The following is a 19,676-nucleotide window of genomic DNA, read 5'->3' as shown; positions in this document are numbered from 1 at the left end:
GCATTCCGGCGGCGGCCGCCTGGAAGAACGGGACCACGGTGCGCAGGACCACCACGGCCCTGAGGAACGCACCGCCTCACCGCTGGGCCGTCGTATCTCCGCCCGTGGAAGCGGTCCTCTCGTCTGCCGTGTGCGGTGGTCATGTGGGGCGCCTGGCGCTGTGGCGCTCCACTGGATGCGCGCCGGTCGTCAGCCGGTGAAGGACTCGGGGCCGAAACGGCCCCACGCGACGAAGAGGGCCAGGGCGAGGTAGATCAGGTCGCCGGCGACCGTGGCCTTCTCACCACGGCGCAGACGCATGGTGAGCGCGCAGGCGAACAGCACAGCGAGTCCGGTGGCGGCCGACGGCACCAGGACCGGCGCGACGTCGAGCGCCGAGGGCAGAGTCAGACCGGCCGCAGCCAGCAGCTCGACGGCGCCGATGGCCTTGAGGGCGCCGGGGCTGAAGTCCAGGACCCACTGCGCGGAGGAGCCGATCGCGGCCATCTTCTCCCGCGGCACGAACAGCTTGGCGCTGCCCACCAGACAGACAGCGGCCAGTACTCCGGTGGTGATCCACAGCGCGACGTTCATCGTCAACTCCCTGATCGAGGACTTCCGTACCCGGGACGAGGCGGCTGCTCGGCCTGTGACGTCCCCGCACCCGGACAACGGAGAGACGCAGGTCACACCACGCCGTGTCACAGCCGTGAGGGCTGTCTCGTCTCGGGGTTGAAGGCATCGACGAACGCGGAGGAGCACACGATGGACGCGCGACTGAACTACCTCGCCAGCCCGACCGCAGGCAAGGCCCTCAAGTACTTCATGGGAGTCGGCCGGGAGCTGAAGGAGTCGCCGCTGCCGGCCGCGACGCAGGAGCTGGTGGCGCTGCGGGTGAGCCAGATCAACGGGTGCGCGGCCTGTATCGACATGCACACCAAGGAAGCCGCCGCTGCCGGCGAGAGTCCGGTGCGGCTGAACCTGATCGCGGCGTGGCGGGAGGCCACGGTCTTCACCGGGGCCGAGCGGGCCGCGCTGGAGCTGGCGGAGCAGGGGACCCGGGTCGCGGACGCGGCCACCGGGGTCAGCGACGAGGTGTGGGCGCGAGCCACCGAGCACTACGACGAGGAGCAGCTCACCGCCCTTGTACTGCTGGTCTCGTTCATGAACACGGTGAACCGGCTGAACATCATCGCCCAGCAGCCGGCCGGCGACTACCAGGTCGGCCAGTTCCACTGAACCGCCGCCACGCCTTGGCCCCGGGACAGGCACGGTGTCCCGGGCACGGTGGTCACGAGGTGGGGCACGGTCGCGGTGCGAGCGTCGTCCGCCCCGCCCACCCATCGGATGATCTTCGAAGGATGTCCGGCCGGCCCGGGACCGGCCGGGCACAGAGACCGCAAGGAGGAAACGGCATGGGCAAGGTCGAGGAGTTCGAGGAGCTGCGGCCGCTGCTGTTCTCGATCGCGTACCGGATCCTGGGCAGCGTGGGCGAGGCGGAGGACGCGGTGCAGGAGACCTGGCTCCGCTACGACGCCTCGGCCACCCGGCCCGTGTCGGCCAAGGCGTTCCTGTCGGCCACGGTCACCCGGATCGCGATCGACGTGCTGCGCTCCGCCCGGGTGCGGCGGGAGGAGTACGTCGGGCCGTGGTTGCCCGAGCCGCTGCTGAACGATCCGTACGAGGACCCGGCCCGCGCGGCGGAGCTGGCCGAATCGGTGTCGATGGCGGCGCTGCTGCTCCTGGAGCGGCTCAGCCCGCTGGAGCGGTCGGTGTTCGTGCTGCGGGACGTGTTCGCCTTCGGCTTCGACGAGATCGCCGCCGCGGTGGGGCGCTCGGAGGCGGCGTGCCGGCAGCTGCTCGTACGGGCGCGCCGCCACATGCACGAGGGACGGCCCCGGTTCGAAGCGGACCGCCGGGAGCGGCAGGAGCTGGCGCGGCGGTTCTTCGAGGCACTGGCGCAGGGTGACGTGGAGGGACTGCAGAGCCTGCTGTCCGCCGACGTCCAGCTCGTCGGGGACGGCGGTGGCAAGGCCCCGCAGCTGGCCAGGGCCGTCTCCGGTGCCGAGAACGTGGCCCGGCTGCTCGCCACCGTCTACCCGCTGATGGCCCGGGTCGACATCACGTTCGAACCGCACGAGGTCAACGGCCAGCCGGGCGCGCTCTTCCACGACCGCGACGGCAAGGTCCTCCACACCCTCGCCCTCGACGTGCTCGACGGGCAGATCCAGACCATCCGCTCGGTCATCAACCCCGACAAGCTCGGCCACCTCGGCACGGTCGCCGATGCCTGGGCCGTCGACCAGGAAGTGAAGCGGGCCCGCAGGCGGAAGCAGTGACCTCCCCTCCAGCCCGGTGGGGCGGGACCGGACGTTTCAGAGCGGTTGCGGGCCGGCGCCGAGGCCGGGGCGACGTCGAGGACATGACCGTGAGCATCAGCGGTGAGACGGAGCCGAGGAGTGGGGGCCGCGGCCTCCCCCGCACGAACGCTCCTCCCGTGCTCCGTCCGCACAGGTCCGCCGGAGCGGGTGGCCGAGGCCGTGAGGACGAGCGATCGACCTCCCCGTCAATTGCCTTACGTGCTGCGGACCTTGACGTGTTCGCATCGTCGGCACGGCACTAGAGTGAGACGGTGACCTCTCCGCCGGAAGACCCACCGTCGCTGATCAGCGAAGACGACCGCGACACGGCCGTGCAGCGCCTTCAGGAGGCGTACGCCGAAGGGCACATCTCACACGAGGAGCTGGACGAAGGTCTCGACCAGGTTCTCACCGCCAGGACACGCAGCGAGCTCGTGTCGCCTCTGGCCTCGCTCCCGGAGAAGAACGCCGGCACCACGTCCACGATTGCCGCCGCCGGCGGACGGATCCGGCGGCGCGGCGCATGGCGGGTACCTCGGATCCTCAAGGTCGAGTCCGCATTCGGAAGAGTGCACCTCGATCTGTCCCGGGCCGTCATCGAACACCCAGTGGTCGACATCGAGTTGCAACTCGGCACCGGCAGGGCCAAGATCACGGTGCCTCGCGACGCGATCGTCGACACCGAGGGCCTGCACACCGGGTGGAAGGACACGCTCTACAAGGCCCGGCGGAGCTCCCGCCCCGGCGGGCCGAGAATCCGGGTCTCCGGGGCCATGGGGTTCGGACGGTTGAAGATCCGCCACGCGTGGCGTTGAGGTCCCGCCCGGTACCAGGCCACCTGTCCGGCTCTCCGTCGTCCCCACTCGACTGCTGGTCCTGTGATGACCTCATTGGGTCGCCGGTCGGCTCGGGCTGCGGTCTCGAGAGGAGGTCCGCACCAGCGGATGTGTTTCTCACCGCGGATGCGGACGCGTTCTCGGCGTTCGGCGGCCAGGACGTCGCGGTGGCGGACGTTGGCGTTACGCAGGCGCAGGCAGGCGTGGAGGGCCCGGGTCTGGACGGTCTGGTCGGGGCTGCTGGAGCTGGCGACGGTGGACTGTCGCAGTGGTCCGAAGCGGGCTTCGACCAATCATGGCGCTGAACCGCCGCGCACCCGCCGTCGTGCTCGCGCGATGCTCCGGCCCCTTCCCGGGGCACGTGGTGCGCGCCGGTTTCACAGTGGGTGGCGAGGGCTGGTACGGGCGGGCGTGACGGTGGAGGGCCGGGTGCCGGCCGGGCGGAGCATCTGTCCGGCGGCCAGTTCGCGGTAGGCGGGGCTGCTGGTGAGCAGTTCCTCGTGGCGTCCGCAGGCGGCGGTGCGGCCGTCGTCCAGTACGACGATCCGGTCGGCGTGCTGCACCGTGGAGAGCCGGTGTGCGATCACCAGCACGGAGCACTCCCGGGTGACGTCCCTCATCACTGTGGTGAGCGCCGTTTCGTTGACGGTGTCGAGGTGGGAGGTGGGCTCGTCGAGCAGGAGGAGCGCGGGGCGGGCGAGCAGGGCGCGGGCCAGGGCGACACGCTGGCGTTCTCCCGCCGAGAGGGTGCCGCCGCGTTCGCCGAGCACTCCTGACAGGCCGCCCGGCAGTCGCCGTACGACACCTTCGAGCCGGGCGAGTTCGACGACGCGTCGTACCTCGGCCTCGGTGGCGTCGGGTACGGCGTAGGTGATGTTGTCCCGCAGCGTGCCGTGGACGACGTGGGTGTTCTGGTCGACGACGGCGATGCGTTCTCGGCATGCGGCGCGGCTCAGCCCGGTGGCGGGCAGGCCGTCGAACAGCAGGACCCCGGAATCCGGTTCGTAGAACCTGGACACCAGGGCGAAGACCGTGCTCTTTCCGGCACCCGACCGGCCGACCAGGGCGACCTGCTGCCGGTGCGCGACGCTGAAGGACAGACCCCGCAGCACCGGCCGGTCCGGGACGTAGCCGAAGCCGATGTCCCGCAGGGCGAGGACGGGTTCCTCGCGCGGGGCGGTCTGCCGGGCCGGTTCGCGCGTACGTACCCGGACAGGTGGTGTTTCCCGCTGCGAGGGCTCCGCGGGCAGGGACAGCGCCTGCTCGATGCGCTGGTAGGCGCCCATGCCTCGCTGGATGAGGCCGACCGCGCGGAAGACCGACGACAACGGCAGCACCAGGTAGGAGGCGTACAGCAGGAAGGCGACCAGGTCGCCGAGGGAGTTCGTGCGGCCGTCGACCCGCAGGCCGCCGATCACCAGGACGATCAGGAAGGAACCCTGGACGGCGAGTTCGACCGCCGGGCTCATCACCGACGCGAGCTTCGCGGTCCGTACGCCCGCGGCGTGGGCCGCTTCGACGCATATCCCGATGCGGGCCGCCTCGCGGTCCTCGCCGCGGTGGACCCGGACCATCGGGAGGGCGCCGAGCGCGCGTTCCAGGTCGGCGGCGATCGCGCCGACGGAGTCCTGCATGCGTTCGGACGCCGTCCGGATGCCCTTCAGCAGCGAAGCGACGACCGCGGCGGCGGCGGCCACCGTGAGGGCGACCAGGAGCAGCAGCAGCGGGTCGATCCACACCATGAGGACGATGGCGCCCGCCGCGACGAGGGCCCCCGTCACCAGGTCGACCAGTGCCTGGGACACGACCTCCCTCAGCAGGGTGGTGTCGGCGGTGACCCGGGAGATGAGGTCGCCGCTGCGGTGCCGGCCGTACTCCCTCATCTCCAGCCGGAGCAGCCGCGCCACCAGGCTGTGGCGCAGCCCCCGTACGACGCCTTCGCCCATGCGCTCCAGGACGAAGCGGCCCACCGCGCCCGTCGCCGCTTCGGTGACGAACAGCGCGGCCAGGAGCAGCAGCAGCGGCCACAGCACCTGGTCCCGCCCGCTCGCGTCCACGGCGTGTTTGGCGACGAGCGGCTGGGCGAGTCCCAGGGCGGAGCCGGCCAGGGTGAGCGCGGTGGCGGCGGCGACGGAGGCCCGGTGTCCTGTGGTCAGCCGGTACATGGTGGCGACCGCGGCCCGGGTGGAGCGGTCGCCCCCGGCCGCCGGCTGGGGCCGGTCCGGGCCGGTGCCGGTCATCGGTCCGGTCGGATCGCGGGGGCGACCGTCATCAGCCGGGTGAAGTAGTCGTCGGGTACGCCCTCGCCCACGGGCCGGCCGTCCGCCTCGATCCAGGCGTGTGCCGTGAACGGCGGCACCATGCTCACCCCCGTGCACCAGGCCGGCCAGGCCCCCGAGAGGCGGCATACGAGCGCCGCGCCCAGGGAACGCGGCAGGCAGCCTTTCGGACCGGCGCAGCGCAGACTCACCGCGCACATCGCGTCCCGGGCGTTCTTGGCCTGTGCGGCGGTGGCCGGCGCGGCCCCCCGGCGGACGAGGCCGAGTACGGCACGGATCCGGCGGGGCGGCAGGAGGGAGAGCGCGACGGCGGGGAGCAGGACGGCACGGGCGGTCAGCCGCCGCGCGAAGGGGACCCCGGAGGGCCTGTCCAGTGCGCTGGGTGTCGTCATCGGGCCAGCCCCGAGGTCCGTAGTTGCTGGACGAGCGCGTCGACGTCCTGTCTCGCCCGCTCGGGGGTGATGTCGAACGCGTCGGTGAGCGCGGCGACCGCGTCGGCTTCGTCGCCGCCCGCCATCAGCGTGCTGACCACCAGGGTGGCGGTGGGGTTCAGCTCCCAGTACTCCCCGGCGCGTTCGTCCAGGAGAACCGTGCCGTAGTCGGTCTCGGCAGTGGAGACGTCGGCGCCGAACTTCAGTGCCATGCGTGTGTCCTTCCGCTGGGAGCTGTGGTCATGAGGACGTGTGCGTCCTGCGCTCGCTCGTCCGGTCGAGGCCGCGCAGCCACACTTCGGCGGCGATGGTCGAGTAGAGGATCGCGTCGCGCAGTCCGGGTGTGCTCGGCCGCTGAGCCAGCCGGCGCAGGGCCGCGCCGTCGACCAGTCCGAGCTGTTCCAGTCGCGAGCCCTCCCAGAGCGCCAGCAGGTCGGCGCGGTGTTCGCGCAGTCCGTTGGCGGCGTCCATGGACGCGGCGGCCTTGTTGGTACGCCGCAGGCACGCGTCGGGCACGATCCCGCTCATGGCGGTGGTCAGGAGGGGTTTGTACTGCCAGGGCGTGACGCGCTCGCTCGGGCGGACCGCGAGGCATGCCTCGATCACCCGGTCGTCGAGGAACGGCGATGCCATCGGCACTCCGGCCCGGGCCGCCATCCGGTCCCACTGGCGGAGGATGCGGGTACAGGAAAGGATCTGTTCGAGGTCGGCGTGCAGGCCGCGGTCCGGGTGGAGCGGAACCGCGTTCGGGGCGGCCTCGCGCAGCGCCCGCCGGGCGGCCCGTTCGGCGTCGGGGGTGACCCAGTCGAAGAGGCGAGGGGGCATGCCCCAGCCGAGACCGGTGCCGGCGCTGGTGGGCACGGGGTCGCGCAGGTGACTGCCGGAGTCGGCCAGCCACTTCCCGTACGGCCGCGAATCGGCCAGCGCACGTGCCGTGTCCGCGAGCGGCCACTGCCACAGGGCCCGGAAGCCGCGCAACTGGCGGACGGCGAACAGCGGGCGGGTGCGCAGCAGCCGGTGGTAGTACGCCTCGGAACACCAGGCCACGTGGTCGCCCCCGATGCCGGTCAGGTGCAGCCGGCTGCCGCGCTCGGCCAGGGCGGGCAGGTGGTGCAGGACCCGCGAGCGGTCCATGACGCCGATGGTCGGTTCGTCCAGCAGGTCGTCGATGCCGAGCAGGTTGTCGTAGACCAGCGGCGAGGCGCCGGCGTCCCAGACGACGTGCTCGACGTCCGGCAGGGACCGGGCGGCCTGTTCCGCCCAGTACAGATCGGTGTCGGCGGGGTCGCGCCCCGGCCAGGTGCTCGCCACCACGCGGGCCGGTGACCGCGCGGCCAGAAAACAGACGGAGGTGGAGTCGAGACCGCCGGACAGGTCGCAGCTGACCACGCCCCCCTGGCGCGTACGGGCGTCGACGGCTTCGGCGAGGACTTCACGGACGAGGGGCGCGCCGTCGGCGAGCGTGCGCACCGGCTCCGGCGGTGTCCACCAGCGCGAGTGGCGTACGGTCCGCCCGTCCGCCGCGACGATCAGCGCGTCGTACGGGGAGACCGCGGTGATGTCCCGCCACATGGGCGCCTCGGCGAGCGGATGGGGAACCGGCCACAGCAGCCGGACGGCCAGCTGCTCCTCGTCCGGGCCGGTGCCGAGAACGGCGGCGAGTACGTCGGCGCGGGTGGCGGCCACCTGCGTTCCGCCGACACGGGCGTGGAAGACCAGCCGGAGACCGGACGCGGTGCCCTGCACCCTGAGCCGCCCGTCGAGCGCGGCGACGAGGTGGAAGCTCCCGGGGAGGGAACGGGCCAGTGCGTCGAGTCCGGCGAGATCGCGCAGCCGCGCCGCATGCCGTTCGAGCTCCGCGGTGTCGATCGGGCAGCAGCCGATGACGGCGAGGGCCGTGTGGCCGGCGCGCGCGGTGACGATCTCCTGGTCGTGCCACTGCCCCACCAGCCAGGGCCGGCCCGAGGCGTGCTTCAGGATCCGTGTTCCGGGGAGGGAGAGGGAGCGGGCCACGACGGCCGCGTCCTCACGGTCGGTGAAGACCGTGAAGTGCGCGTCGCCGGGGCCCGCCCCCGCACTCTCGTGCGGCTCAGTCATGACGTCGGATCAGGGTCTCGGCCGTCAGTTCTTGCTCAGGATCAGCCGGTCGTTGCCGGAGCGCCGCAGCAGCCCGGTCTTCTTCCGGAACGTCCCGAGCCGGGCGAGTGTCGGTGCTTCGTAAGCCTTCTTCATGACTTCTCCTCGCGTACAGGTGTCACGGCCGCCTCCCTGGCCGGCTGCGCACCGGAAGCCGGTCCACTGCCGCCCTGCCCAGGGCTCATCGGGAGTCCGGAACGAAGAAGCGGACGTACGCAATAGCTACCGGTACACATCGATGCCGTGACAAGGCCATCAGAGAAAATGGGATCAAATGCAAATCCGGAAGTGGTCGGGCGCATGTGCTGCGTCCCATGAAGTCCGTCAAGAAAGGGACGTGGGACGAGCGGGCTGCGTACGAGGGTGCAGAAACGTTTCGACCTGGTATCGCAAAGCACGCAGCAAACACGGCGGCAAAGATGCACCGAAGGGGAGGAACGGAGCCGCCGGGGCGCACTCAGCTCTTGTCACCGCGCTTCCCTCCTTGCTCCGAACAAGGAAATGCAGACCCCGCTTGGACAAGTCGCTGCGGGACCGGCCCCCGGTGGTACGGCGGTTCGCCGAGCGTCCGGCCGAGGCGATCACGCCTGAGGTGCGGGTGTGCGCCCAATCGCGATCATGGCGGCGTCGTCGCCCAGCTGTCCGCCGACGTGGTCGAGCAGATCACGCTGGAGGCGACGCAGGAACGCGTCGGGGTCGCTCTCGGTCCAGCCCGTGATTCGCTCGGTGAGTGGATAGAAGGCGCCAGTGGAGTCGCGGGCCTCGACGACCCCGTCCGTGTACAGCAGCAGGAGGTCTCCCACCTCGAACTTGAACGCGTCGACGTGGTAGCGACGGCGCACCAGTTCGCCCAGACCCAGCGGAGGCGCGGGCTGGTAGGCGTCGATCGTCATGGCACGGCCGTTGCGCAGCAGAACAGGCGGCGGGTGCCCGCAGTCGATCATGTCGACCCTGCTGTCCTGATCGGGGATGTCCAGAATGACCGCGGTGATGAAGGTCTCCCCGGTCTCGTTCGTCTCTCCGGGTTCGGCCAGGTCCCAGCACACGCTTCCATCGAGGTAGGTGACCAGTTCGGCCAGGGTCGCCTGGCGGTGGGCTGCGGCCCGGAACGCGCCGAGCAGCAGGGCGGCGTCACCGACCGCGGTCATGCCTTTGCCCCGTACGTCGCCGACCATCAGCCGGGTGCCGGAGCCGGTGCGTGCCGCCGCATACAGGTCGCCGCCGATCTGGGCCTCGGCCTCGGCAGCGAGATAGAGGGAGGCGACTCGCAGTGATCCGATCCGTTTGGGCAGCGGCCGCAGGACGACGCGCTGGGCGGTCTCGGACACGTACCTCACCTGTGTCAGTTCTCTGGCGCGGCGCTCCCGCAGTACGCAGAAGACCACGAGGCTCGATCCGACCAGGACCAGGGCGGCGATCTGTGCCTGGTGGTTCGCCGAGAACAACTCGTCCCGGTCGCGCAGCACCGCGATGACCGCCTGAGTCACCACTGCGAGGGCGCCGACCAGCCCCGTCAGCCAGGGGCCGGCGAACGACGCGGTAATCGCCGGGGCCGCGACCAGCAGAGGACCCAGGTGGATATCGGGCGGCGCGAGAACGTCGATCACGGCAACCGCCGCTATCAGCGCGATCGGGATGGCCACCATCGCATAACCCGCTCGCGCCGACCGACGAAGACCGACGAGCCGCTGCAGCACACCTCCTCTCTACACCTGCCCTGCCGGGCGCGCACCACCTGGCAACGGCGGACGAAGGGCCGTGGGGGACGTTGCCGGATCCGAAGCCGGCCGCGGGACGGGCGCCGGACCGGCGGGCTCTGTGCGGGATCCTGTTCGTACTGGACACAGGGATCCAGCGGGAGCACCCGCCCCAGGAGCCCGGCTTCGGCTCGGGGATGACGTGCCGGCGCCGCCTGGCCGCGTGGGACGAGGCCGGCGTGTGGGACCGGCGCGACGCACAGCCGATGAATGCCCCTCCGCCGACGCAGGGGAGAACCAGGGGAAAAACGACGCCATGCGCGACAGCGGGTGATGCGAGACCCGGCGTTGAGGCCCGCTGGACACACCGCGGTTCCGGCCGGTGAGAGCAGGGCAGCGGTGTGCGGTGTCCTTGCCGCGCAGGGGGGTCAGCGATCCCTCAGCCGTTCATCGACGAGCTCGGATACATGGGACCCGACCGCCTCGGCGCCGAACTCCTCTTCCAGGTGCTGACCGGACGCGGGAAGAAGAACAGCGTCGCCGTCGCCTCCAACGAGTCCTTCGACGGCCGGGCCAAGACCTTCACCGATCCCCCGGCTTCACGGAGCCATGGTCGACCGTCACACGTTCAACGGCACCGTCATCGAGACCGGTACCGCTTCCCACCGCCTCGCCGGCGCCCGGGCGCGAGCCGAAGAGCCCGCCACGGGCAGCCGGCCCCGGCGGCGGTGCCGGGGCCTCCCCGCGGCCTCTTCACGTTCTCCGGCCGAGTATCAGACCAGACCGGCGCTCGGCCCGCCGGGAGAGGACGCAGGGACCCGACGCGCAAGGCGCGAGGTCCCGCTGTCCCGTGCGGCGCCCGCCGGACGCGCCCTGGTCACGCGTCCGGGTGCGGGACCTCGCAGGTGCCGTCCGGCCCGCACACGGCCCCGGCCGGTGCGGCCGGGGCGAGGGGGCGCTCGGACCACGCGGTGCTCAGGGCCTGGGCGAATGCCTCGACCGGCTGGCCTCCGGAGAGGGCGAAGCGGCGGTCGATGACGAAGAAGGGGACACCGGTGGCTCCGAGCCGGGCGGCTTCCTGCTCATCGGCGCGTACCGCGTCGAGGTAGGCGTCCGGATCGTCGAGAACGCTGCGTGCGTCGTTCTGGTCCAGTCCTGCGCGGGTGGCGAGGTGGAGGAGGGCGTCGTGGGTGAAGAGGGTCCGGGCCTGGGCGAAGTAGGTCTCGAACATCAGGGACAGCAGTCGGTGCTGGCGGCCGTGCGCCTTGGCGAGGTGCAGGAGGCGGTGGGCGTCCAGGGTGCTGCCGACCTGGCGGTCGGTGCGGTAGGCGAGCCCTTCGCCGGCCGCTGTTTTCGCGACCTGCTGGTCCATGCCGGGGCCCCGGGGGCCGAACTTGTCGGCCAGCATTCTGTGCACCGGTTCGACGTGCGCCTTGTCATGTCCGGGATCGAGTTCGAACGAGCGGTGGATGACTTCGACCTGGTCGCGGTGGTCGAAGCCTGCCAGGGCCTTTTCGAAGCGGGTGGTGCCGATGTAGCACCAGGGACAGACGACGTCGCCCCAGATCTCTACGCGCATGGTCGTGTTGCTCCTTGCGTCTGTGCGGGTGGCAGGGGGTGTTGCGCTATATGGCGGGTGTCAGGCCGCAAGGGCCTGGGTGACGGCAGTGGCCAGCGGTGTGGTCGGCCGCCCCAGGAGTCCGCTCAGGTCGGTGGTGACACCGGCCAGTGCGCCGTGGGAGATCTTCACATCGGCGTCGACGATCAGGTCGGTGACGAAGCCGGGCAGACCGGCCCCGGTGAGGATCTGCCGGTACTGCTCGGCGGGCAGGTCCGCGTAGGTGACCGGCTTGCCGGACTGCGCGGCGCTCTCGGCGGCCAGCTCCGGCAGCGACCAGGCAGCGTCACCGGTCAGGTCGTAGACCTTTCCGGCCTGGTCGTCGCGGGTGAGGACCACGGCGGCGGCTTCGGCGAAGTCCGCGCGGGCGGCGGAGGCGATCCGGCCCTGGCCCGCGCTGCCCGCGATGGCGCCGCGCGCGACGGCGTCGGGGAGGGTCGCGGTGTAGTTCTCGGTGTACCAGCCGTTGCGCAGCAGCACCGCGGGCAGACCGGAGTCGGCGATGGCCTGCTCGGTGTCGCGGTGCACTCGCGCCAGGCCCAGCGGATTGGTGGGGGCTCCGGTGACCGAGGTGTAGGCGATCAGGCCGACGCCGGTCTTGGCCGCGGCGTCGACGGCCGCGCGGTGCTGGACGATACGGGTGTCGTCCGGGCCGGTCGAGGAGACGAGCAGGAGCTTGTCGGCACCGGCGAAGGCGGTGGGGAGGGTCTCGGGCCTCTCGTAGTCGGCGAGGCGGACGTCGACGCCCAGGGCGGCGAGGTCCGCCGCCTTGGCGGGGGTGCGCACCGCCGCGGCGATCTGGCCGGCGGGCACACCGCGCTGGAGCAGGTGCTCGATGACCTGGCGGCCGAACTGTCCGGTGGCACCGGTGACAACGATCATGACGGATTCCTTCGCGTACTGGGAGGCGAGGCCGGGTGACCTCCCGGCGGCTCCACCGACAGTACACTAACTAAAAGTTAGTGCAAACTTTTACGCCGCGCTGTGTTCGAGGTAACGTAAAGGTGAAGGAGGCATTCATGAACGAGTTGTCCACCGAGGACAAGCGCCGGGCGGCTGCGCTGGAGTTCGACGTCTTCGCCAAGCACTGCCCCTCCCGTCAGGTACTGGACCACCTCACGGGCCGCTGGGGCGTCCTGGTCCTCGCGGGCCTGCGCAAGGGACCCGCGCGCTTCAACGCCCTGCGCCGGCGCGTCGACGGGGTCAGCGAGAAAATGCTCGCCCAGACACTCCAGGCCCTGGAGCGCGACGGCTTCGTCAGCCGTGAGGTCCTCACCGCGATGCCCCCGAGCGTCAACTACTCCCTCACGCCTCTGGGGGAGACCACGGCCGACCACCTCATGGCCTTCATCGGCCACATCGAAGCCAACATGCCCGCAGTCCTCGCATCCCAGGAAAAGCACACCGCCGCAACCCCGGCGTGACCCGGTCGCCCGGCTCGGAGCCGGGTCCGCCCGCACACCGACGAGCCAAGGCCGCATCTCTCCGAAGTCCGGGACGGCTCGGAGCGCGTAACGCGATCACGGGTGGGCTTTTCGAGGCATCGCCAGCAGATCAGGATGCGGGCGAGGGAGACGAAGGCGTCGTGGAGCGCGGGACGGCGTTCCCCGCGGACGGCGGGACGCTTGACGTGGTGGAGCAGGGCAACGGGGCGCTTTCGTGGTGGCCGCCGCACGGGTCGGCGCGAGCGTGTCACTTCGTTCTGAACTTCAGCACGGCGCCGTCCTCATTGACGGCGACGGCTTTGACGGTGACCTTGCCGCCGCCCGCTTCGCCGAATGATCCGGTTCCGCCGACGCCCAGCCCGACCTCTCCCACGCCCCCCCCCTGGGCCCGCTATTGCGCACTGTGGCCTTGGTCTTCGTCAGCGACACGCGCACCTTCCATACGCCGACCACGACGTCCGCCTGCTTCGTCACCAGGATCTCGCAGACCCCGTCCCTGCAGGCGCCGGCGTCCGTGCCGTCCGCGGCTTCGGGCAGCGGTTCGGGCGGGGCGCACTTGGGCGCGGTGCGGTAGGCGGCCGAGAGCTTCGGCTCTTCGGCGGCCACGGCCGGCAGGCCGGGCCTGGGCATCTTCAGGGACTCGATCAGCTTGCCGACACGTTCGGCCCGATCGACCGAGTCCTCCGCGGGGCTGGTGAACGCGCTGGAGCCGGTCAGCTCGGTGACCTTCGGCTGGACCCTCCCGACCTCCTTGGCCAGGCTGTCGTGCAGCCGGTCCGCGGCGGCGATGCCCGACGGCCGTACGTCGCCGAGTGCCTGCGCGACCTCGTCCAGAGAGGACGAGGTGCCCGGCAGGTAGCCCATGGCGATGAACTCGGATGCGATCAGCGCGTCCTCGGGTGGGTCTGTGATCTCTTCGACCTCGCCGGCGCTGTCCGTCTTCATCGTCTCGAAGAGCTGTGTGGCCTCACACATCTGATCGGCCCATTCGACCAGCGCACGGTTCGGCGCGGTGGACCTCGACGCGGTGGGCTTCGGCGCGGCTGACCTCGAAGCGCTCGCCGCGGGTCCCGCCGAACCGTCACCGTCCCGCGTGTCCGACGAACATCCGCCGACGGCGAGGGCGACCCCGACCGTCAGCATGGCGACGTGCCCCGCCCCTGTCTTCACCGGCATAGCATTCCCTTCCCCCGACGCTTCAGTCCCAGCCGCCCGCCATCGGCTGCGCCTCCCCCGTCAGGCACCCTGCCATGGCGCCGAAGCCGGTGCCGGCCCGGCTTCTGTGTCCTGGGTACCTCTGCCGCTCAGAGGTGCCTCTGCCGCTCAGACCTGACGCCATGTCAGCGTGTAGCGCCAGAACAGCCGTCGGCGCAGCCGTGCACCAGGCAGTGCGTGTCGGGTTGCGACGACGATGTCGGGAAAGGTCATGGCTGGTGGCCGGGTCGGTGCGGTCATCGAGACCGGCCGGGGTGCCGTTCGGCCCTTGTTCTTGATCCAGCCCATGGCGGCATTCAGCGGGACGGCGGTGGTGCCGAGCAGGTGGTCGACGGGGGTCTGCGCGCGCCAGAGACCGACGACGACCAGAGTCCCTCCGGGTGCCAGGTGCCGGCGGAAGTGGGCCAGAGCCTCGGTGAACGGCAGGTGGTGGATGGTGGCGACGCAGGTGATGACGTCGTAGGAGTCAGCGGGAATCCCGGTCAGCGCGTCTGCGGCAGTGAAGGTCACCGGGGCGGCCGCAGGGGTCGACTCCTGTGCCCGGGCGACGATCGCGGGATCGGAGTCGATTCCATGCACCGCCTTGGCGCGTGCGGCCAGGAGCCTGGCCAGGTCACCGCTGCCGGATCCGATGTCCAGGGCCTTGTCGAAGCGCCCGGGAAGCTGACGCAGGATCCACCGGTGGTAATGGGCGTTGTGGTCCCAGGGGTGAGCGGCGTTGAACCGGTCAAGCGCGTGCAGGAGGCGGCGTGGCAGTGTGGTCATGCGTCAAGTCCATCAGGCCCTCTGCCCAGCCGTCCCCCTCCCCACCGGGGAAGCGCCGCCTGAGCCAGAACCTGCTTTCGGGTACTGAGCCAGTGGAGGAGGACAAGGCGGTGAAGAAGGGCAAGGCGGTGGAGGCGCGGATGGCGCTCGAGCACGCCCGCGAAACCCCCGGTGACAGCGGGACCGCGTGGACGCGGACGGTCGGGGCACCGACGGCGAGACGGCCCACTCGTAGGGGGACGCCGACCGGCCGCGGATCAGCGGGTGCACCACGGCCCGGTCATCGGCTCGGCAGCCGACGGCCTCTCCGCTCCGACGGTCGCCACCCTCACCGCTCTGCTCATCGCCGCCGTCGGACTCTTCCTGGCACTGGCCGACACCCCCCTGCCCCAACGACGCACCCTGGCCGCACTGGCCGTCCTCCTTCTTCGCCGTACCGACGCAGCGCAGAAGTTCCTCACCGAGCTGGGGGCGGGTGGCTGGGTAGCCGAAAGCGGAGACCTTACCGCCGACCGGACGGCTGAAGGCGATCATCTGGCCACCCACCACATCGGTGAGCTTACGGCCGTTCTTATCGGCGTCGACGACGAGCGCGGATACGTCGTTGGTGGCTTCCTCGGCCCAGCTGCGCGGAGTCAGAGCGGTGCGGACCGCGAACGCGCCGTACGGCCGGCTGCCCTTGTCGTAACCGGGGACGAAGACCATCGTGGTGTTGGTGTTGGTGTTGGCGGGCGAGGCACCACGGCGGACACAGTGTCCCGCCGTCATCACCACGGAGCGGTTGGTGCTCCGCACGGCAGTGGCCGTGCACCAGGTGTCGGCGCCCCTGGAGTTGACGAAGAAGAGCCGGCCCACGGTCTTCATCGGAGTGCCACGCCACCGTGTGGCTTTGGGCCCGGTCGGACCGAGGTCCACGGACTTCCCGACAGCCTTGATACGGGCCGGAGTCCAGTAGGCAAGGGCCTCTTTGCGTTCCTTGGCGGTGTACGTCAAGGCGGACACCGGATCGGCCGGGACGGTCCGGGTCTCGGCGGCCACGGCTTCCGCCGAGACCGGGACGACGGCCGACAAGGCAGTGCCGGCGGCGACGAGCGCCGTGATCCTGCGGCTGAGGCGCCGAGGCGCGGAAATCGATGTGTCTGACATGGAGGACGGCTCCTCGACTGCTGCGGACAGCGGCGGGTGAAGGGCTGACAGCCCACAGTCCAAGAGGGGGGCCGACGCCCATCGGTTGCATCGTGCACGGGCTGAACAGCGAGGTCACTGGTTGTCCCGCAGGAGGGCTGCCTGCTCGACGCAGGGTCTGCGAGACAGCGTGCTCAGCGCCGTTGTCCCGGCCACAGGGAGCGGTGGGGACATCCCCGCGGCGGGAGGGACCGAACGGCGAGCACACCGACCGCAGGAGCGCCTGCCCACGGACAGAGGGCGGGTGTGCCGTGAGACGCTGCGGGAGGAAATCGAGTGTGACGACGCACCAGTCGGCAAATCAGCACGCCAGCTGGCAAGCACCAAGGAAGGCACCCGCAGAGAGGCCGCAACTGAGCGCCGCAGCCGGCCTGGGAGCGTTCTGGTCGGCCTCGCTGAATGCCGTTGTGGGCCTGGAGTGCTGGCCTGGAGCGGTGCGAGGTCCGGCTGCCTTCGATGTCAGTGGTCCCGCGTACGGTCTGTTCATGGTTGATCAGAACTCTCCCTCGCCCTCGGTGTACGACTTCGCGACCTGGGAGCCCGTGCTGCGGCTTCTGCGGGACAGCGGGGCGACGGAGCGGGCCGTCCCGTCCATCCGCGTTGCGGGACGCGTCGGCCGAGGGAGCTGGAGTCTGCCCCTGCGGCGACGGCTGCCGCCGCCCGGCCGGGCCGCCCAGGTCGAGGACATGCGGGACGAGATGGAGGCGGTGGAGCGGGTGCAGAGCGCGCTCGCGGAGGCCGGTGTCGACGACATCTCGTTCACAGCGAAGATATCGCCGGACGGGAAGACCGCGCTCCGCCTGCTCGGGCAAAGCCCCGCCGTGGAGTCCGGCATCGGCACCCCGCACCCTGGAGCGCTCATCCTGGTCGAGGGCGCCGTTCCGCAGCCCTGGCGCTGTCTTCCCGATCCGGTGCCCGGGGCAGTGCCGGCTCCGTCGGCGGATCCGGTGCTGCTGAAGCGGGTGCTCTCCGAGCGGTTGCCCGATGCCATCGGCGCGACGGAGGCGGAGATCGCCGCTGCGGAAGCGCGCCTCGGCGTCACCCTGCCCGAGGAACTCAAGGTGCTCTACCGGGTGACACGGTCACGGTGGGAGGACTGGGGCGACGACCACAAGGCAGCGGAGCGTGCGTGCATGGCGGTCGGCTGCGAGCTGTTCGCGCTGGACGACCTGTACATCGCCGACGCGTCGTCCCGCCCATGTCTTTGGAAGTTCGCGGCGATGGAAGCGGTCGTCACCCCGGCCGATGCCGCGGTGCAGGGCCTGGTGGGCTCGCCCGGCTGGATCGCCTTCGGGGACAACGGCGGTGGCGACCGGCTGGCGGTCGACCTGACGCCCGGCCCGCGCGGACACACCGGGCAGATCATCATCCTCAGCCACGAGGAGAACATCGGCGCCTCCCTGGTCGCCGACTCGCTCACCGACCTGGTGATGAACCAGCACAGCAAGCGAGATGGCGGCTCGGGCGGAGACCAGCCGTCGGCCGTAGCCCATGTCAATACCCGCAGCCTGCCCAGCATCGAGGCCGCCGCGCACCCCGGCTTGGAGGTCCTGTCCATCGGCGTATGGGACGCTGAGCCACTCAGCCTCGCCCCGGTCACCGAGCTGCCCCGCCTGAGGACCCTCGCCGCCTACCCTGACACGCTCGCCGATCCTCTGGAGATCGACCAGCTCACCACGCTGGAGTTCCTGGAGCTCGGCCCGGCGGAATGGCGCCTCCTCCTCGATGCGGGGGCCGTGCCGCGCAGCCTGTCGGCCGCCGCCATCACGGTGCACGGCAACCAGGACCCCCTGCCCATCGTGGCCATCGCCAACGAAATCCTGGCCCTCCGGGACCGGCCCCAGATCATCCAGACCGTCCTCGACGGCGACCTCGGCCCCACGCCAGAGCCCTGATCGAATGGAGCTGATGTGGCAGTGGAAAGAACTGCGGTCAGCCCGGTGACGTGGTCGGTGGAGATGGGATTCAACCAGGGCGAGGTCGTCTCCGGGCACACCCGGACCCTGTACGTCTCGGGGCAGACCGCGATGAGCGACGACGGCAAGCCCCAGCATGACGGTGACATGGCAGCGCAGTTGGCGCTGAGCATCGGCAATCTGGAGGCCGTGCTCGGCGAGGCGGGCATGTCTCTCGCGAACCTCGTCCGGCTCAACGTCTACACGACCGACGTCGATCTGCTTTTCCAGCACTACGGCGTGCTGGCGGCGCGGTTGGGCGCCGCCGAGGTGGCGCCGGCCACCACGATGCTCGGGGTGACGCGGCCTGCGATCCCCGGCCAGACGGTCGAGCTTGAGGGAACCGCCGTCGCGTAAGGGGGCCGCCGTCGCGTAATGCGACCTCGCCGCCTGCTGAACTGGACCACGCACCTCTGAAACGATTCCTTACGCCGCGATCGCCATGCTCTGGCCACGCCCTTCGAGCGCGGAGACCGCAGTGGATACAGACGCAACGTGCGGCCGTTCCTGCGCCCGCGTGAGGGAACAGGTCAGCCATGACTGGGCAGTTCCGCGCAGTTCATGCCGAACTCGTCGAAGACGGCCTCAAGTCCGGGGGCCGAGCGGCTTCTCGCATGGGCAAGGGTACGGTCATGCCCATGAGCGCGGCCCGCCGGCCCCTGGCCAACTGTGCTATCTGCACAGCGAGTAGGAGAATCTGATGACCTCTGACGACGTTGAGTTCCGCAAGCAGATACGGTCGGACATACCGCATTCCGCGCGGGTGTGGAACGCGTGGCTGGGCGGGAAGGACAACTACCCGGTGGACCGGGAGCTGGCCGACGCGGTCACGGCCGCCTACCCGCAGATGGCCGACATCGCACAGGCATCGCGTGCGTTCCAGGCCCGGGCGGTGCGCCACCTCACCACCTTGGGAGTGCATCAGTTCCTGGATGTGGGGACGGGGCTTCCGGTGGAGAACAGCACCCACGAGGTCGCACAGGCCGTCGCCCCGCATGCCCGGATCGTCTACGTGGACAACGACCCCATCGTCCTGGTTCATGCCGCAGCGCTGCTGACCAGCGCCCCGGAGGGCAGGACGGCCTACGTGGATGCGGATCTGTCCGACACGGACGTGGTGGTCGACGAGGCGGCGAAGACGCTGGACCTGTCCGAGCCGGTGGCGGTGCTCCTGCTGTCGACCCTGGGGCATCTGCCCCCGGCCGACGGGATCAAGGTGGTTCAGCAGTACATGGCCCGGATGCCGTCGGGGAGCTACCTGGTGCTCTGCGACACGGTGAAGACGCCGCAGACACTGGCTGCGCAGGAGGCGTACGACTCGGGAGACAACCCGCCCTACCTGGTACGGGAACCGGAAGAGATCACAGGGTGCGCCGAGGGCCTGGAGCTGATCGAACCGGGCTTCGTGTCCATCGCGTTCTGGCGCCCGACGCAGGAGCACCCGACAGCCGTCGACCAGTGGGGACTCGTCGCCCGTAAGCCCTGAAGGGCAGGGCGGACAGGTTGCTGATCCTGTTCCGGACCGGGGTGCCCACGGTGCCGCGTCGCGTCAATGAGGCAGAGGCCGTCGAGGTCGTGCGTGGTGCCGGGGTTGAACCGCTGAAGCCCCGGCCCGTGGCAGGCAAGGGGGCCGGCAGGAGCCTCACCGTCATGGTCCGACCGACAGCCGGGGCGGCCCGGCTCGCCGATCATGATGTCCGGGATACCGGCGATGGCGCAGATGTCGCCCGGGCCCGCCTTCTCGGCGGGCTTGCGGGTGAGGGCCTCGGTCATCA

21 protein-coding genes and 2 pseudogenes are annotated in these 19,676 nt (G+C 70.7%); 10 read left to right on the top strand and 13 right to left on the bottom strand.

The genetic code is table 11. From position 1 onward, the window contains the following. Positions 1-189: 189 nt before the first annotated feature. On the bottom strand, positions 190-573 hold the full coding sequence (locus tag ACWD0Y_RS20300; protein ID WP_450261714.1) for a DoxX family protein: 384 nt from the start codon (positions 571-573) through the stop codon (positions 190-192). 171 nt (positions 574-744) lie between these two features. Between ACWD0Y_RS20300 and ACWD0Y_RS20295 the strand changes: the two genes are divergently transcribed. The 3 genes from ACWD0Y_RS20295 to ACWD0Y_RS20285 all read left to right on the top strand — a co-directional run bounded on the left by ACWD0Y_RS20295 (position 745) and on the right by ACWD0Y_RS20285 (position 3,154). After that, positions 745-1,218 (top strand): carboxymuconolactone decarboxylase family protein, encoded by a 474-nt coding sequence (locus ACWD0Y_RS20295; RefSeq protein WP_450261713.1) that lies wholly within the window; start codon positions 745-747, stop codon positions 1,216-1,218. Positions 1,219-1,394: 176 nt separating this feature from the next. Then, positions 1,395-2,318 (top strand): RNA polymerase sigma-70 factor, encoded by a 924-nt coding sequence (locus ACWD0Y_RS20290; RefSeq protein WP_450261712.1) that lies wholly within the window; start codon positions 1,395-1,397, stop codon positions 2,316-2,318. 293 nt (positions 2,319-2,611) lie between these two features. Next, positions 2,612-3,154, top strand: a complete 543-nt coding sequence (locus tag ACWD0Y_RS20285) for a DUF1707 SHOCT-like domain-containing protein (RefSeq protein WP_450261711.1) — start codon at positions 2,612-2,614, stop codon at positions 3,152-3,154. Positions 3,155-3,249: 95 nt separating this feature from the next. Here the strand turns inward: ACWD0Y_RS20285 and ACWD0Y_RS20280 are convergent. From ACWD0Y_RS20280 to ACWD0Y_RS20250, 7 genes and pseudogenes are all read right to left on the bottom strand, one after another. After that, positions 3,250-3,465: pseudogene (locus ACWD0Y_RS20280) on the bottom strand (IS630 family transposase); the annotation flags it as partial. Positions 3,466-3,552: 87 nt separating this feature from the next. Further along, positions 3,553-5,415 carry an ABC transporter ATP-binding protein gene (locus ACWD0Y_RS20275; RefSeq protein WP_450261710.1) on the bottom strand — a complete coding sequence of 621 codons (1,863 nt, stop codon included), beginning with the start codon at positions 5,413-5,415 and terminating at the stop codon, positions 3,553-3,555. After that, positions 5,412-5,846 carry a lasso peptide biosynthesis B2 protein gene (locus ACWD0Y_RS20270; protein WP_450261709.1) on the bottom strand — a complete coding sequence of 145 codons (435 nt, stop codon included), beginning with the start codon at positions 5,844-5,846 and terminating at the stop codon, positions 5,412-5,414. Before ACWD0Y_RS20270 ends, ACWD0Y_RS20275 begins: the two co-directional genes overlap by 4 nt. Then, positions 5,843-6,097, bottom strand: coding sequence for a lasso peptide biosynthesis PqqD family chaperone (locus tag ACWD0Y_RS20265; RefSeq protein WP_450261708.1), 255 nt, complete (start codon positions 6,095-6,097; stop codon positions 5,843-5,845). The genes ACWD0Y_RS20270 and ACWD0Y_RS20265 overlap by 4 nt, the downstream gene beginning before the upstream one ends. Positions 6,098-6,125: 28 nt before the next feature. Next, a complete protein-coding gene (locus ACWD0Y_RS20260; RefSeq protein WP_450261707.1) occupies positions 6,126-7,982 on the bottom strand; it encodes a lasso peptide isopeptide bond-forming cyclase in 1,857 nt (618 codons plus the stop codon). Positions 7,983-8,006: 24 nt separating this feature from the next. After that, positions 8,007-8,117: a keywimysin-related RiPP gene (locus tag ACWD0Y_RS20255; RefSeq protein WP_450261706.1), complete on the bottom strand. Its 111-nt coding sequence runs from the start codon at positions 8,115-8,117 to the stop codon at positions 8,007-8,009. A 485-nt stretch (positions 8,118-8,602) separates the two neighbouring features. After that, positions 8,603-9,667: a PP2C family protein-serine/threonine phosphatase gene (locus ACWD0Y_RS20250; RefSeq protein ID WP_450261705.1), complete on the bottom strand. Its 1,065-nt coding sequence runs from the start codon at positions 9,665-9,667 to the stop codon at positions 8,603-8,605. A gap of 122 nt (positions 9,668-9,789) precedes the next feature. On the opposite strand from ACWD0Y_RS20250, the gene ACWD0Y_RS20245 reads away from it, so the two are divergent. Together ACWD0Y_RS20245 and ACWD0Y_RS20240 are read left to right on the top strand one after the other, a co-directional pair. Beyond that, positions 9,790-10,104 (top strand): transposase, encoded by a 315-nt coding sequence (locus tag ACWD0Y_RS20245; protein WP_450261704.1) that lies wholly within the window; start codon positions 9,790-9,792, stop codon positions 10,102-10,104. Between the two features lie 63 nt (positions 10,105-10,167). Beyond that, a pseudogene (locus ACWD0Y_RS20240) lies at positions 10,168-10,429 on the top strand (ATP-binding protein); the annotation flags it as partial. 166 nt (positions 10,430-10,595) lie between these two features. Here ACWD0Y_RS20240 and ACWD0Y_RS20235 read toward each other — a convergent pair. Together ACWD0Y_RS20235 and ACWD0Y_RS20230 are read right to left on the bottom strand one after the other, a co-directional pair. Further along, a complete protein-coding gene (locus tag ACWD0Y_RS20235) occupies positions 10,596-11,297 on the bottom strand; it encodes a DsbA family oxidoreductase (RefSeq protein WP_450261703.1) in 702 nt (233 codons plus the stop codon). Between the two features lie 60 nt (positions 11,298-11,357). Continuing rightward, on the bottom strand, positions 11,358-12,218 hold the full coding sequence (locus tag ACWD0Y_RS20230) for an SDR family oxidoreductase (protein ID WP_450261702.1): 861 nt from the start codon (positions 12,216-12,218) through the stop codon (positions 11,358-11,360). 137 nt (positions 12,219-12,355) lie between these two features. Between ACWD0Y_RS20230 and ACWD0Y_RS20225 the strand changes: the two genes are divergently transcribed. After that, positions 12,356-12,760, top strand: coding sequence for a winged helix-turn-helix transcriptional regulator (locus ACWD0Y_RS20225; RefSeq protein WP_450261701.1), 405 nt, complete (start codon positions 12,356-12,358; stop codon positions 12,758-12,760). A gap of 285 nt (positions 12,761-13,045) precedes the next feature. Here the strand turns inward: ACWD0Y_RS20225 and ACWD0Y_RS20220 are convergent, their stop codons facing one another. From ACWD0Y_RS20220 to ACWD0Y_RS20210, 3 genes are all read right to left on the bottom strand, one after another. After that, complete coding sequence (locus ACWD0Y_RS20220; protein WP_450261700.1) at positions 13,046-13,957, bottom strand: hypothetical protein; 912 nt, start codon at positions 13,955-13,957, stop codon at positions 13,046-13,048. Positions 13,958-14,104: 147 nt separating this feature from the next. Then, positions 14,105-14,761, bottom strand: coding sequence for a class I SAM-dependent methyltransferase (locus ACWD0Y_RS20215; RefSeq protein WP_450261699.1), 657 nt, complete (start codon positions 14,759-14,761; stop codon positions 14,105-14,107). A gap of 12 nt (positions 14,762-14,773) precedes the next feature. Then, a complete protein-coding gene (locus ACWD0Y_RS20210; RefSeq protein ID WP_450261698.1) occupies positions 14,774-15,907 on the bottom strand; it encodes a trypsin-like serine peptidase in 1,134 nt (377 codons plus the stop codon). Positions 15,908-16,431: 524 nt separating this feature from the next. Here ACWD0Y_RS20210 and ACWD0Y_RS20205 point away from each other — a divergent pair. The 4 genes from ACWD0Y_RS20205 to ACWD0Y_RS20190 all read left to right on the top strand — a co-directional run. Then, complete coding sequence (locus ACWD0Y_RS20205) at positions 16,432-17,841, top strand: SMI1/KNR4 family protein (RefSeq protein ID WP_450261697.1); 1,410 nt, start codon at positions 16,432-16,434, stop codon at positions 17,839-17,841. A gap of 21 nt (positions 17,842-17,862) precedes the next feature. Next, a complete protein-coding gene (locus ACWD0Y_RS20200) occupies positions 17,863-18,258 on the top strand; it encodes a RidA family protein (protein WP_450261696.1) in 396 nt (131 codons plus the stop codon). A gap of 343 nt (positions 18,259-18,601) precedes the next feature. Beyond that, positions 18,602-19,387, top strand: coding sequence for an SAM-dependent methyltransferase (locus tag ACWD0Y_RS20195; protein ID WP_450261695.1), 786 nt, complete (start codon positions 18,602-18,604; stop codon positions 19,385-19,387). Positions 19,388-19,404: 17 nt separating this feature from the next. After that, on the top strand, positions 19,405-19,676 hold a 272-nt coding region (locus ACWD0Y_RS20190; protein ID WP_450261748.1), incomplete at its 3' end, for a hypothetical protein.

Source organism: Streptomyces altiplanensis, assembly GCF_053591575.1.
This window is presented reverse-complemented; position numbering and strand designations above follow the sequence as displayed.